The 13920-nt window shown below is 53.0% G+C and carries 12 protein-coding genes and 1 pseudogene; 3 read left to right on the top strand and 10 right to left on the bottom strand.

Translation table 11 applies throughout. The annotated features are described in order from the left end of the window. Positions 1 to 292: pseudogene (locus tag R6U41_RS09860) on the bottom strand (hypothetical protein); the annotation flags it as partial. 227 nt (positions 293 to 519) lie between these two features. Between R6U41_RS09860 and tatA the strand changes: the two are divergent. Next, complete coding sequence (gene tatA, locus R6U41_RS09855) at positions 520 to 717, top strand: twin-arginine translocase TatA/TatE family subunit (protein WP_410269667.1); 198 nt, start codon at positions 520 to 522, stop codon at positions 715 to 717. 104 nt (positions 718 to 821) lie between these two features. Here tatA and ssb read toward each other — a convergent pair whose 3' ends face one another. From ssb to pilM, 6 genes are all read right to left on the bottom strand, one after another. Next, complete coding sequence (gene ssb, locus R6U41_RS09850; RefSeq protein ID WP_410269666.1) at positions 822 to 1265, bottom strand: single-stranded DNA-binding protein; 444 nt, start codon at positions 1263 to 1265, stop codon at positions 822 to 824. 591 nt (positions 1266 to 1856) lie between these two features. Further along, a complete protein-coding gene (locus R6U41_RS09845) occupies positions 1857 to 4196 on the bottom strand; it encodes a type IV pilus secretin PilQ (RefSeq protein WP_410269665.1) in 2340 nt (779 codons plus the stop codon). A gap of 14 nt (positions 4197 to 4210) precedes the next feature. After that, entirely contained in the window at positions 4211 to 4939 is a 729-nt protein-coding gene (locus tag R6U41_RS09840) for a pilus assembly protein PilP (RefSeq protein WP_410269664.1), read from the bottom strand. 1 nt (position 4940) lies between these two features. Continuing rightward, on the bottom strand, positions 4941 to 5576 hold the full coding sequence (locus tag R6U41_RS09835; protein WP_410269663.1) for a type 4a pilus biogenesis protein PilO: 636 nt from the start codon (positions 5574 to 5576) through the stop codon (positions 4941 to 4943). Next, positions 5573 to 6148, bottom strand: a complete 576-nt coding sequence (locus tag R6U41_RS09830) for a PilN domain-containing protein (RefSeq protein ID WP_410269662.1) — start codon at positions 6146 to 6148, stop codon at positions 5573 to 5575. Before R6U41_RS09830 ends, R6U41_RS09835 begins: the two co-directional genes overlap by 4 nt. Continuing rightward, complete coding sequence (pilM, locus tag R6U41_RS09825) at positions 6145 to 7200, bottom strand: type IV pilus assembly protein PilM (RefSeq protein WP_410269668.1); 1056 nt, start codon at positions 7198 to 7200, stop codon at positions 6145 to 6147. Before pilM ends, R6U41_RS09830 begins: the two co-directional genes overlap by 4 nt. Positions 7201 to 7752: 552 nt before the next feature. On the opposite strand from pilM, the gene R6U41_RS09820 reads away from it, so the two are divergent. Next, the gene (locus R6U41_RS09820) at positions 7753 to 9012 is read left to right on the top strand and encodes a diaminopimelate decarboxylase (protein WP_410269661.1); all 1260 of its coding nucleotides are present in this window, start codon (positions 7753 to 7755) and stop codon (positions 9010 to 9012) included. A gap of 15 nt (positions 9013 to 9027) precedes the next feature. Next, positions 9028 to 9309 (top strand): hypothetical protein, encoded by a 282-nt coding sequence (locus R6U41_RS09815; RefSeq protein ID WP_410269660.1) that lies wholly within the window; start codon positions 9028 to 9030, stop codon positions 9307 to 9309. A 3-nt stretch (positions 9310 to 9312) separates the two neighbouring features. On the opposite strand, the gene R6U41_RS09810 is transcribed toward R6U41_RS09815, so the two are convergent. The 3 genes from R6U41_RS09810 to grpE form a co-directional block, all read right to left on the bottom strand. After that, positions 9313 to 10866, bottom strand: a complete 1554-nt coding sequence (locus R6U41_RS09810) for a class I adenylate-forming enzyme family protein (protein WP_410269659.1) — start codon at positions 10864 to 10866, stop codon at positions 9313 to 9315. A gap of 252 nt (positions 10867 to 11118) precedes the next feature. Continuing rightward, positions 11119 to 13047 (bottom strand): molecular chaperone DnaK, encoded by a 1929-nt coding sequence (dnaK, locus tag R6U41_RS09805; protein ID WP_410269658.1) that lies wholly within the window; start codon positions 13045 to 13047, stop codon positions 11119 to 11121. 101 nt (positions 13048 to 13148) lie between these two features. Then, entirely contained in the window at positions 13149 to 13736 is a 588-nt protein-coding gene (gene grpE, locus R6U41_RS09800) for a nucleotide exchange factor GrpE (RefSeq protein ID WP_410269657.1), read from the bottom strand. Between the last annotated feature and the right edge of the window lie 184 nt (positions 13737 to 13920).

The raw sequence follows: 13920 nt of genomic DNA, 5'->3' as shown, positions 1-13920 counted from the left end.
TGTCCCGGCCGCCTTCGGTCACTTCCATGTAGGCCTCGTAGAAACCCATCAGGGCGTCATCGAAACGCTCATCAGCCGAATCCACGAAAATCTTGTCATTCTGTCGTGTCAGGCCCGGCATTCCTTTGGAAAACTGGGCCACCATGCCTTCGGCGGCAAATTTGGGCAATTGCACCCACAACGGAATATCCGGGGTATATTCAAACATCACCTCCGCTGCTTTTTCATGATCATCCATGGGCAGGCTTCCGATCCAGGCCGGAAAGCCCGCGGGGCGAAAATCGTTTTTCATTGCAGATTCCTACCCTTTGGTTAATATTTAAAATTTATTTATATACCGCATTTCAAAATCATTGACAAGGGCTATTGCATACCTGAAATCAGTGCAAACCCGTTAAACCCATTGTTGCGAACGCATTAAGCAATTGACAGGACAGGCGGGATTGCCTATTATCAAAAATCAATCCATCGACCGCGGACAAATTCCCTGCGGAAATCGCAAAAAGGAGGCCATATTCCATGTTTGGCATCGGCATGCCGGAACTCATTGTTGTTCTGGTGATCATTATGATTGTGTTCGGAGCGGGCAAACTCCCGGAAATCGGCTCGGGCATCGGAAAAGGAATCCGCAATTTCAAAAAATCGGTTTCCGGCGACGAGCCTCCGGCCGAACAAATTGAAGAGCCCCGGCAAGACAACAACAACGAAAAAAAATAAAGAAAACCGTTTTTTCCCCTGTTTCAAATCAAAAAGCCGGTCCGCAGGCGGTTTTTCCCAAATCCGCCTGCGGACCGGCTTTTATGACAAAAAAACTTCTGTCGTCAAAACGGGATATCATCCTCCGCGTCTCCGGCGCCTCCGCCCCGGGGCGATGACGGCTGGTCATCATAAGCGGGCGCGGAATTGTATCCCCCTCTGCCGCCGCTATCGCCTTTGGAACCCAGCATCTGCATGTCATTGGCCACCACCTCTGTAATGTACTTGGTGACCCCGTCCTGCTCCCATGAGCGTGTCTGCAGGCGGCCTTCAATATAAACCTGCTTGCCCTTGGACAGATATTCGCCGCAGATTTCCGCCAGTTTCCGGAAAGCCACGATTCTGTGCCATTCTGTTTTGTCCCGTTTTTCCCCCGTGGCCTTGTCCCGCCATTCCATGGAAGTGGCCAGGGTAAAATTCACCACTGCCTGGCCGTCCTGGGTATACCGGATTTCGGGATCACGTCCCAGGTTGCCGACGAGAATGACTTTGTTGACGCCGCGTGCCATATGATTTGCTCCCCTATGCGCTCATGATCATGGTTGTTTGGATTGAAGCCGTTTTTGCTCCGCATCTTCTGCTGATTTCTGCTCCCCGGCCTCCTTGTCTGTGCCCGCCACCTGGCAGGCATCGCGCATTCACGTGGAAACGCCCATTTTCGGCAGAATCCAGACTTGCAGCGCCACCCAGACACCGATAAAAATGGCCACAAAAAGAAATGTTTTCATCAATGATATCCATAGCTCGTGGATTGTTGGATCGGGAAAAGGGGACACGGCTTTGCCATGTCCCCTTTTTTAATTTTTCAAATGTGGCTTGACAGATCAAAACCACTACGTATTACAATAATCATATAACCCGGTTTTTCAATGCCTGTATTTCGCAGCACCCCTGGCCCGAGGGTTCACCGCGGCCCGGGAAAAACATCAATGCGATGTTTGTTTGCTGCATGCTTAATTAGTGCCTGAACGAAAACCGTCTTTTCCGCCAATCTCTGCGTCCGGCTCAAATTTTAATCCTCAAAATACGTCGAGTATTCCTGCGGTTAAAATTTTCGCCGTCCTTGACCTTGACGAAAAATCCTGATTTTCGTTCGGGCACTAATTATCATCTGAAGCCGTTGCCGTCATCTTGCGCTGCTCAAGCTGCACAATCCTGGGGGTCATGAAAATAAGCAACTCGCTTTTCTCGCTTTCCTGAATATCGCGCTTAAACATCCAGCCCAGGATGGGAATGTCTTTAAGGATCGGAAAACCGGTCTTTCTTTTGGTTGTGGTGTCTTTTTTTATGCCGCCGATCACGATGGTATCCCCGTCTTCCACCAGCAGCTCGGTAACCGCCTCGTTGGTGGAAAGCGCCGGCGCCTCCTGGGTGAGTTCGGCAACCTCGTTTTTGGTCACAAAGATCTGGAGGGAAACGCGTTGGTCCGGCGTCACATGCGGGGTAACATCCAGGCGCAGGTCCACTTCCTTAAATTCAATGTTGACCTCGTCGTCTTCCACTGTCTGGTAGGGAATTTCAAAGCCCTGTTTGATGGTGGCCTTTTTGTTGTCCAGGGTGACGATCTTGGGTGCGGAGACGATTTTTACGTTGTTTTCTTCTTCCAGGGCGTTTAACTGGGCATCCAGGGTCAGGCCCGAGAGCCGTGAAAGGCTGAATCCGATGCCGGAGGTGGTGTTTGTGCTGGGATGATTCATGGCGATGTTATGCAAGTAACTGCCGCCAAAACCGGCATCATTTGATTCCTTGGTCACACTGAATGAAGTGCCCACGTCTCTTAAGAAGTCCTCGTTGATTTCCACGATCCGGGCCTCGATTTCCACCTGTGGCGTGACCCTGTCGATTTTTGAAATCACCTCCTGGGCCTTGTCAATGCGGTCCATGGTGTCGGTGATAATCAGCTGGTTGTTGCGGTTGTCCACATTGACCTTGCCCCGGTCGGACAGAACATCCTCAATATGGGGCAACACTTCGCCCTGGGCACTGGCGTAACTCACGGGAATATATTCCGTGACCAGCGGCTCCATGGCCTTTTCCTGCTCAATGCGGTTTTTATACGCCTCGACCCTTTGCCGCCGGGCTTCCTCCTCCTGGCGGAGGGTCTCCAGGGTGGCAATCCGGATAATTTCATCCCGCTCCACCTTGCCGAGCCGGTTTTGCTTTAATATCAGATCCAGGACCTGGTCCCAGGGCACGGGTTTTTCCATGTTGATGGTGACCTTGCCCTGCACATCCGGGTCTATGGCGTAATTTTTCCCGCTGACCTGCTGTAGAATCCGGAATACGTTTTTGATATCGGTTTCATAAAAATCCAGGGCAATTTTTTCACCCGTGTATTCTTCCTTTTCAAACAGCCAATCAACCTGTTTTTCCGCCCTCCTGGAGGCTTCGGCCCGAGTTGACAGCCCGGCCTCGGCAATGGCTTCTTCCGTAAGGACCTCTTCGAGCACCTGCTGCCATTCAGGCAAATCCGCCACGGGATAGGGCCTTGGCCCCACTGAGGAGGCTTCAAAATGAATCATCAACTCAGGGCCTTCCTGCTCCACCCGGTAGGGAACAGCTTCCCGGAGTTCAATAATCATCTCCACCAGGTCCTTTTTGTCCGGTACCGCATAAGGAATAACACGATCAACGGCGCTGTCAAACCGGGTGGTGATAAGCGGGCGCCGGTCCACATGATCCGGCAGGGCCGAACGGGTCAGGCGCAGCTTCAGAAGTTGATCCCGCGCCCTATCCAGGTCATAATTGACTGGCCGGGACGTGCGTATGGTAATAACAGAAGCCCCGGATTCACCGCTGGCAAAATGAATGTCTTTTACCGTGGCAACGTCTTTATAAACATCTGCGGTTTTCTTTTGGCTGTCTGAATCCGTTTTGCTCCCAGACTCAGAGCCCTTGTCGTAGCGGGTCTCCGGGAGCCTGGGCTGCTGGCGCTGCTCCCGGGCCTGATCCGAAAGCTTCGGGGCGGCTTCAGATCCGGCCGGGTCGGGTAAATCCTTTTTATCAAACTGAATGGTTAAACCCGCAGCCTGCTTGTCCACCGTATAATTCATATCCCGGGCCAGCTGCACCTCAACCCGTACGTTTCTGCGGTCTTCGGAACTTGATAGCAAAACCGCATCTATGGCTTTGTCTTCAGGCTGATATTGCCTGTCAAGGTCTCCGAGCTGCGCCTGGGGGAAATAAAAGATAACACCCAGGGGCTCCAACTGCTTGACAGAAGTATAATCGACCTCCCCGGAGGTCTGAATCTGAATTTCAGCTGATTCCGGCTGGCTTACCGTTGCTAACTGTTCGATGGTGGTTATGCCTGAGGTTTGCTCCGCCTCCGGGTCCTGCTGAGGCGACGGCCCGGTTGCACAGCCGGCAAGCAATAATAAAAGGCCCATCATCAGAGAAACCCGCCGGATGATCCTTGACTTTGTGCGACAACTATCCATGTTTTTTCTCCGGGTTATTGCTGAAGTTTCTTTTCAATCTCGCGCTCGGCGATTTTACCGAAAACATCTTTATACTGCTCCTGGACAATGATTCGATCAGACCGAATCTCCGCAACCCGTCCGCCCTGATCGCCGATCCAGGTACCTTTTTTCACCACGTAACCCTTGCCTGAGGGATCCTCCACCATGGCAATGGCATCATTGTCCGATGCCAGTCTGAGGATGGCCGTAAGCTTTAACTGGCTCAAAGCAATTTTTTCAAGGGGCGTCTGAGGCCTTCGGCGCTGGAGTTCAGCACCATCCTCTTCTTCTCCGGATTCCTGCCTGGATGAGCCCCGCATAAACGGTTCAAAGGGGTCCACCCGGCCTTTACGGGTATAGAGCCTTTCTTCGCTGCGAAACATCTCTTCCTGCTCGTCGATCATCAGATCCCCGAGCTCTTTTTCATCGACTTGCGCCCCGGCACCGTCCGTATCTGTGGCGGCATCTCCGCCGTCGCTGCCATCCCCGGCTTCTACCGCTTCGGGCAGCAATGAAACCGGTTTTTCAGTTTCGGCCTCACCGGCGCCGGATACGGCTTTTTCAGAAGCCTTGTCTTTTGCCTTGTCCTGGCGCTCGATTTTCACGGACCGGCTCCGGGACACATCCTCATCCGGCGTTTCCGGTTTCCCACCCAGAGCCATCAATCCGGGCACCAGGAAAAACATCATCGCTGCGATCCATATGTTCGGCTTTGACATCATGTTATCTTTTCTTCTTTTTCTGGTTTGCATCCTTTTCTGACGGCTGATCAATAAATTTGTAGGTCACCGCCGTGCAGGATATCCGCAGCGGTCCGCCGGGACTGCCCGAATCACTGCTCACGGAAAAATCACTGACATTGACAATCCGTGATATCCGGGCAAGCCTGTCATAAAAGGCTCCCAGATCATGATACCCCCCTGACAATTCCATCTTGACGGGAATTTCAGCGTAAAAGTCTTTGACATTTTCTTTCTGAGGGGCGAAAAGCAAAAACTTCAATCCTGAGGCCTTGCCCGCCTGGGAAATACCGGTCAGCAGGGAAGGAATCTCCTCCTTGTCCGGAAGCGCCCGGGCAGCCTGTTTAAACGAAGCCTGGGCCGCTTCATGCTCCTTTTTTACAGCCGGATACCGGGCGGCCTTGGCTTTGGTTACCTTCAGTTCCTGCTCAGCGCTGTTGATGTCTTCCCGCAGATCAGTCATGCGCTGATATTTTGGCAGAAACAGAAAATAACCGCATAGTCCCACCAGCACAACCACAACTCCCACGCAGGTGGCTATCCGCTGCTTTCTGGTAAGCTCGCTGATTTTCCGAAATAACGGCTCCATGCCTTCCCGGGGTTTGGACTTTTTCTTCATTTTTTCGCCTTTTCATTGGCAACGGCACTGGCATCGGCCATCTTGCATTTTATTCCAAAGCTCTTCATTTCCACATCATACTGGGTTGTCTGCTTTGCGTTTTCCAAACTCACATCAACGATTTTTCCGGATCGCTCCAGGCGGCTCATGAAAACGGCAATGGTTTCATTGTCCATGGCGATTCCGTTTAACATCAGCTCAGATCCGTTATAATTCATTTTCTGGAGCTGCATGCGTTCCGGAACCACCCGTTCGGTAAGATCGGCCAGCAGCAGGGGCGGTTTCGTCCGGTGGCTTTTGAGTTGTTCAATAATTAAAATTTTCTGCTCCAGGTCGGCCAGTTCCTTTTTCAGCACGTCCACCTGACGGGCTTGCTTGGAATAATGATCAATGTCTTCATTGAGACTGTCCAGTCTGGTTTCCAGAGCGCCCACCCGATTGCCCATATACGTGTTAACGGCAAATAAAACCAACAGCAAAAGAACCATGGAAAGCAGGAAAACCGAAACCTGGCGGCGGATATTTTCCTTGGTCCGGGCTGCACGAAACGGTAATAGATTGATTCGTATCATTTGTCATCCACTCTTCTGATGGCAAGCCCCATGGAAATGGCGGCCTGGGGTGCAATCTGTTGCAGGTAACCGGCATCAAGCTGATCGCTTTTGATCTCAAAATGCTCAAATGGATTAATGGCCTGGACGTCGGCTGAAGCCTGAACCGCCAGCAGGTCCCGAAACTGCTTGATGTTGGCCCCGCCTCCGCTTAGCATAATCTGACGAATCTGGTCCTCCGGGTTGGTGGAATAAAAGAAATCCAGAGCCCGGCGGATCTCGTTGCACCAGTCGGATACCACCGAGGAAATGATTTCCTGGAAATCTGATGACGAAATCCGGTCCGGATTTTCCGACAGCTTCAATGCCTCGGCCTCGGCCAGGGAGCAGCCGGCCAGGGAGGCAATTTTCTGATTGATCTGGTTGCAGCCCAGGGACACATCGCGCAAGAAAACCGAGTTGTTTTCCTTTAAAATATTCAACGAGGTCTTGCTGGCCCCGATGTCGATCAGGGCAATACTTTCGGTGCTTTGGGGATAATTGAGGTTATAGATGTTCTGCAGGCAAAAGGCATCAATGTCGATGATACACAGATTTAAGCCGGCCATATCCATCAGGTTGACATAGTCGTCGACCATCTCTTTTTTGGCCGCCACAAGCAATACATTGATCTGGTTGGGATTGTTTTCATTTTCGCCAAGAACCTGGAAATCGAGATTGACATCATTAATGTCAAAGGGAATATACTGCTCGGCCTCAAAATTCAAGGATTCATACAACTGGTCTTCCGGCATGTTCTGAATTGTAATATTTTTCACAATCACCGAATAGCCCCCAATGGAAATGGCCACATTGTTCTGCCCGATGTTGTATAACTGAAAAAGTTCCCGGATGGCTTCGGCAACGGTTTCGGGATCCTTGATCATTCCGTCCTCAATGGCACCGGGCGCCACCTCAATGGCACCGAATTTTTTCAGCAGCCACCCCTTTTTGGATTCCACGGCCTCGGCAACCTTAACGGAGCGGGAACCGATATCCAATCCAACAAGTTGATTTTTCTTCCCTAAAATCATATGCGTCTCGTCTGTAGTTGACTTGGGTTCAGGAATGCCCGACATACGGCATCCGCCGAAAAATCCGCTGCCCCGGCAACGGCCGAAAACAAAAAACCTCTTTTGGAATAAATAAATGAAGAAAAGAAAGAACTCGGGTGAAAATAACGCTGTGCTGAAACTGCCGGCAGGTTAGGCGATTTGTGGATGAAATAACCGGGTAACCGATCTTTGTTCAAGCCTTTCACCTATATCTGTTCGCATGATGTTAATTCAAAATAGACTTTTTTCGAATAACAGATTGTGTCTACATTCCATTTAAATTGTTGTTATGTCAAGCAAATTATTTGCTTTTTACGTATGCCACACCATATGGAGAGACATATCTCAGAAAAGCACAATATAATGTATCCTTCACTGGAAACACCTGATTAATACCTAAAAAGCAGATTCCCGGAATACGGTTGCCGGCTCTTGAAAAACCCCCCAAAGACCTGTATGGTGGCAGTCGTTTCATCAAACCGATTTTTTCATACGTAAAGTCTGACAGCAACAGGAGACGGAACCATGCCCATGTCACAGGAATTTCAAAATCGCCTTTTTCCGGGGTTGCCGCAAATCGCCCGGCATTTCGGCACCCCGTTTCATATATACGATGAGACCGGCATCCGACAAACCGCTCAGGAATTAAAAACCCGGTTCTCACCTCTGCCGGCGACGTTTCAGGAGTTTTTCGCAGTCAAGGCCCTGCCCAATCCGAGCATTCTGGCGATCATGGCGGATATGGGCTTCGGTTTTGATTGCAGCTCGGTTCCGGAACTGGTGTTAAGCCGGCAGGCGGGCGCCCGGGGCGGGTTGATCATGTTTACCTCCAACAACACCACCCGTAGCGACTTTCAAGCCGCTGCAGCCCACGGCGGCAGCATCTTAAACCTTGATGACATCACCCTGATCGACAAGCTTGCCGACATCCCGGAATTGATCAGCTTTCGCTACAACCCCGGCCCCGGACGCACGGGAAACGAAATTATCGGCAATCCCGTGGAGGCCAAGTACGGGGTGAGCACGGACCAGATCGAGGATGCCTACAGGATCATGCGCGACAAAGGAACAAGGCGTTTCGGCCTGCATACCATGCTGGTTTCCAATGAGCGCAATCACGCATACATGGTGGAAACCGTTCAAATGCTGCTGGAAATGATTGACGACCTGTCTGCGGCCCTGGATATCGAGTTTGAGTTCATCAACATGGGCGGCGGTCTGGGCATCCCCTATCACCCCGATGATCAGCCCCTGGACCTGACGGCCATGGCCGATCAGATTATCGGGGTCTACCGGCGATACAAGGACCGAAAGGGCCGGGCGCCGGCCCTTTATATGGAAAGCGGGCGATACATGACCGGCCCCCACGGGGTGCTGGTCACCCGGGCCATAAACCGCAAGGACATCTACCGAAAATACATCGGGGTGGATTCCTGCATGTCCGCCCTGATGCGGCCGGGCATGTACGGTGCCTATCATCACATTGACGTGCTGGGCAAATCCGAAGAAACCCATCCGGTGGAGGTGGTGGACGTGGTGGGATCACTTTGCGAAAACATCGATAAGTTCGCAGTCCAGCGGCCCCTGCCCAAAATTGACATGGATGACCTGATCATCATCCACGACACCGGGGCCCACGGCCATGCCATGGGATTTAACTACAATGCCCAGCTCCGGCCCCAGGAACTGCTGCTCAAAAGCGACGGCTCAGTCGAGCGCATCCGCCGGGCAGAAACCATGGCCGATTATTTTGCCACCCTGGACACCGAGGCCGCGCGCCTGGACGTATAAAAGGATTTTGGTGCAATGAAAGATGATAACGGTCTTTACTACTATCCGTTTCCCCAAAACAAGCGGGTTCGCATGTATGTACGGCAAAACGGACACAGCGTGCAGTTCCGGATGTGGCACGCAGATGACCCCTCGTTGTGGGACCAGCACGGGTGGGTGGATTACGACGCTGTTTGCCAGGCGGCTTCCATGTTTTCCAAAAACAGTTTTGATCCCCGCCGGGCCTACGACATGCAGATCGCCCGGACCCTGATCCGTGAGGATGCCGAAAAGACCGGGAAGTCCGAAGCGTTATAAGGATTAAGCATATTTTTTCCGAAGCCCGGGTTTTTCAATCTTTCCGGTGGGATTTCGGGGCACCTTATCAAAAAAGATTTGGCGGGGCCGCTTGTAGCGGGGCATGGCAGCGCAGAAGTCCCTGATCTCCTCTTCGGAGACCTGCCTGCCCGGTTTTACGGAAATCACGGCGGCTGCCACCTCTCCGAGCCGATGATCGGGCACCCCGATAACACCTGCATCCAGAACCGCTTCATGGCTCATGAGAAAATTTTCAATCTCCACTGGAAAAATATTCTCCCCGCCCGTGATGATCACGTCCTTTTTCCGGTCCACAAGCCAAAAAAACCCTTCGGAGTCCTGACGGACAATGTCTCCGGTGTGGAGCCACCCGTCTTTCAATGTATTTTGCGTGGCTTCAGGGTTGCCATAATACCGCTCCATCACGCCCGGGCCCTTGACAAGCAATTCCCCGACATGCCCGGATTCCAACTGGTTGCCCTGGTCATCGACCACCCGGCATTCCCAGTCAAAACCGGCCCGGCCGATGGACCCGACCTTGTGGGTTTTCTCCAGGCCCAGATGTACGCATCCCGGGCCCGTGGCCTCGGTGAGGCCGTAGTTGGTGTCATAGTCCTGGGCCGGGAAAAACCGCTGCCATTTTTCAATCAGGCTCGGCGGCACCGGCTGGGCGCCGATATGCATCAGGCGCCACTGGTCCAGTTTGTAATCGGATAGCTGCAAATCCCCGTTTTCAAGGGCCACAAGAATGTCATGGGCCCATGGCACAAGCAGCCAGACAATGGTGATGTGCTCTTCAGACACCGCCTCCAGAATGGCCCTTGGACTGACGCCCTTTAAGATCACGGCCCGGGCGCCCACGATAAAATTGCCAAACCAGTGCATTTTGGCGCCTGTATGGTACAGGGGCGGAATACAGAGGAAATTGTCCCTGTGGGTCTGGTTGTGATGCCGGTTTTCCACGTAGCAGGAAAACTCCAGCTGCCGGTGGCGCAGATACACCCCCTTGGGCTCACCCGTGGTGCCGGAAGTGAAATAAATTCCCGCTCCGTCGCAGGAAGTTATGGAAACCATGGGCTCGGAAACATCCACCCCCCGTAGGATCTCACTGTAGGGGATTGCAAACTCCGGGCACAGCTCCGGGGGGCCGGCATAAATATAGTGGGAGACATGGCGGTCCAACTCTGATTTCACCGCACGAATCCGGTCGATGAATTCCGGGCCCAACACCATTGCCTTTGCCTCGCTCAAGGCCGTGCATCCGGCAATATTTGCGGCCTCGAACCGGAAATTGAGGGGAACGGCAACCGCGCCTGCCCTCAGGATGCCGAAATAGACCGGCAGCCAATCGATACAATTCATCATCAGATGAATCACCCGATCGCCTTTTTCAATACCGAACCGGTCCCGCAGCGCACGGGAAAAGGCGTTGGCCTGATGGTAAAATTGCTTCCAGGTCAGTTCAACACGACGTTTTTTTTTAGGCTCCCGCTCGATCAACGCGATTTCATCGCCGTACAGGCGGGCATTTCTGGCCAGTATCTCGGTGAGCTGCATAAATTTTTCTTATGTGTATGATAACAATCCGTAAATGGTATAAAAAAGAGCTGCGGCGACGGTGTTTTTCTCAATATTGCAAGCCGTGTTATTAGCAGAAACAACGCAAAAGTCAACCCGATTCATGGTCCGCTGCGTATGGCGGGCCCCTTCGGCGACGGGCGCAAAAAAACCCGGTCCCTGCCGCAGCGGGCAAAGACCGGGTGATTATGATTATCGCGCGGGTTTTTATTTTTTTAAAAACCCGTCACGTTATTTTTTGTCCTCATTGACCTCTTCATAGTCAGCGTCCACCACGTCCTCATCTGCTGCACCCTGCTGCTGGCCCTGTCCGGCTTCCGCACCGGCACCGCCGGCCTGATCGCCACCGGCCTGGGAGGCCTGCTGATACATGGTTTCAGCCAGTTTATGAGAGGCCTGCTGCAGCTCTTCCGCGATTTTGTTGATCTCGTCCTTGTCTTCGCCTTCCATGGCCTTGCGCAGCCGGCCCGAGATCTCTTCCACCCGCTGACGCGTTTCCGCATCCACCTTGTCGCCGAGTTCCCTGAGCGACTTTTCAGTGGAATAAATCAGGGCGTCCGCGTTATTGCGGGCTTCGACCAGCTCGCGGCGCTTCTTGTCCTCCTCGGCATGGCTTTCGGCATCCTTTACCAACTGATCGATTTCCTCCTGGGTCAGTCCGGAAGAGGCAGTAATCCGTATGGACTGCTCCTTGCCGGTGGCCTTGTCCTTGGCAGACACATGCACGATGCCGTTTGCGTCAATGTCAAAAGTTACCTCGATCTGGGGCACGCCCCTGGGCGCCGGGGGAATGTCGGTGAGCTCAAATCGGCCCAGGGTCTTGTTGCCCGAGGCCATTTCCCGCTCGCCCTGGAGCACGTGAATGGTCACCGCGCTCTGGTTGTCCTCGGCAGTGGAGAACACCTGGCTCTTTCGCGTCGGAATCGTGGTGTTTTTCTCGATCAACTTGGTCATCACGCCGCCCAGGGTTTCAATACCCAGCGAAAGCGGCGTCACATCGAGCAGCAGCACGTCTTTGACATCCCCGGAAAGCACCGCGCCCTGGATGGCCGCGCCGATGGCCACCACCTCGTCGGGATTGACGCCCTTGTTGGGCTCCTTTCCGAAGATGTTCTTGACCCGCTCCTGTACGGCGGGCATACGGGTCATGCCGCCGACCAGGATCACCTCGTCGATCTTATCAGCCGTTAGCCCGGCGTCTTTCAAGGCGGTTTTGCAGGGACCTTCCAGTCTGTCGACCAGGTCTTCCACCAGGGATTCAAGCTTGGCCCGGGTCAGCTTGACGTTCATGTGCTTGGGCCCGTTTGCATCCGCAGTGATAAAGGGCAGATTCACATCGGTCTGCATGGAGGTGGACAGCTCCATTTTGGCTTTTTCCGCAGCTTCCTTTAACCGCTGCAGGGCCATTTTGTCGCTTCGGATATCAATGCCGCTTTCCTTGCGGAACTCGTCGGCCAGATAATCAATCAGGCGCAGGTCAAAATCGTCGCCTCCCAGATGGGTGTCGCCGTTGGTGGCCTTGACTTCAAACACCCCGTCGCCGATCTCCAGGATGGAAACGTCAAAAGTGCCGCCGCCCAGGTCAAAAACCACGATCTTCTCATCGGATTTTTTATCCAGCCCGTAGGCCAGGGATGCGGCAGTAGGTTCGTTGATGATGCGCTGGACGTTTAAGCCCGCAATCTTTCCCGCATCTTTGGTGGCCTGCCGCTGGCTGTCGTCAAAATAAGCCGGCACCGTGATCACCGCATCCGTGACGGTCTCACCAAGATAATCCTCTGCATACCGCTTGATGTGGCCTAAAATATAGGACGAAACCTCAGCAGGGCTGAACCTGTTGTCCTGGATTTTAATCCGGACATCGCCGTTGCTGGCCTTTTCAATGGTGTAGGGCATATTCTTGATATCTCTCTGGACCGCGTCTGAATCAAACTTGCGCCCCACCAGCCGCTTAACACCAAAAATCGTATTTTCCGGGTTGGTGATGGCCTGACGCTTTGCGATCTGACCCACCAACCGTTCACCGCTTTCATTAACCGCCACCACAGAAGGGGTTGTCCGCCCGCCTTCAGGGTTGGTGATCACCTTTGTTTCATTCTGCTCCCGGATGGCCACGCATGAATTGGTTGTCCCCAGGTCAATTCCGATTACCTTGCCCATTTTTATGCCTCCTTAAGATATTTATTTTCAATTTCAGATGTTATGGATTACCAGGTGCGTCCGCCTTGTTCACACACGATTTTGATCACCAGCGGCCCCGGTCAGGCCGGTGCCTTGGCCACCACAACCATGGCCGGACGGATCAGCCGGTCATGGAGCATGTATCCCTTCTGCATCTCCTGAATGACAGTGTTGTCCGGATGATCCTCCGAGGGCTGCTGCATGACAGCTTCATGATATGTCGGGTCAAATGGCTGACCCACAGCCTCCACCGGCTCCACATGATACTTTTTCAGAACCTTGCGGATTTCATTGAGGGTCATCTCCAGGCCCTCTAACATGCAGGCGTCGGCTTCGCTGCCGCTTTGCCGGGATGCGTTGACCGCGCGCTCCAGGTTGTCCACCACGGAAAGCAGGTCCTTGATAATGCTTTCATTGGCGTACTTCCTGTGATCTTCTGCCTGTCGCTGCATCCGTTTCTTGTAATTTTCAAACTCAGCCGACAAACGCAGCAGCCGGTCATAGGTTTCTGCTGCTTCGGCACGGGCCTCGGCCACTTCCTTTTTCAACTGATCCACCTCCGTGGGGGCCTCTTGCACCTCTCCGGTTTCAGCTTCCGGCTCGCTGTCCGGCAGATCCTCATCCCGGACTTCACTATTTCGGGCTTGTTCCATTTTTTTCTTGCTCATGAGTTTGTCTCCGAATATCGGGGCATTGACCGCTTTTGCGTCAAAGACACGTTTCGCCCCTTGTGCGTGTGCGATACAACGGAATTTTATAAACGCTGCCTGGTTGTTTTTTTCCTGCCTCAGGCTGCATTCAATAATCTCAAATGCTTCCGCAACCTTTGGCTGCATCAAGTTTGACAGAAAA

It is taken from the genome of Desulfosalsimonas sp., from assembly GCF_046483245.1.
Classification (GTDB): Bacteria; Desulfobacterota; Desulfobacteria; order Desulfobacterales; family Desulfosalsimonadaceae; genus Desulfosalsimonas.
The sequence above is the reverse complement of the archived record's forward strand: the minus strand, read 5'-3'. Positions and strand labels throughout refer to the sequence as shown.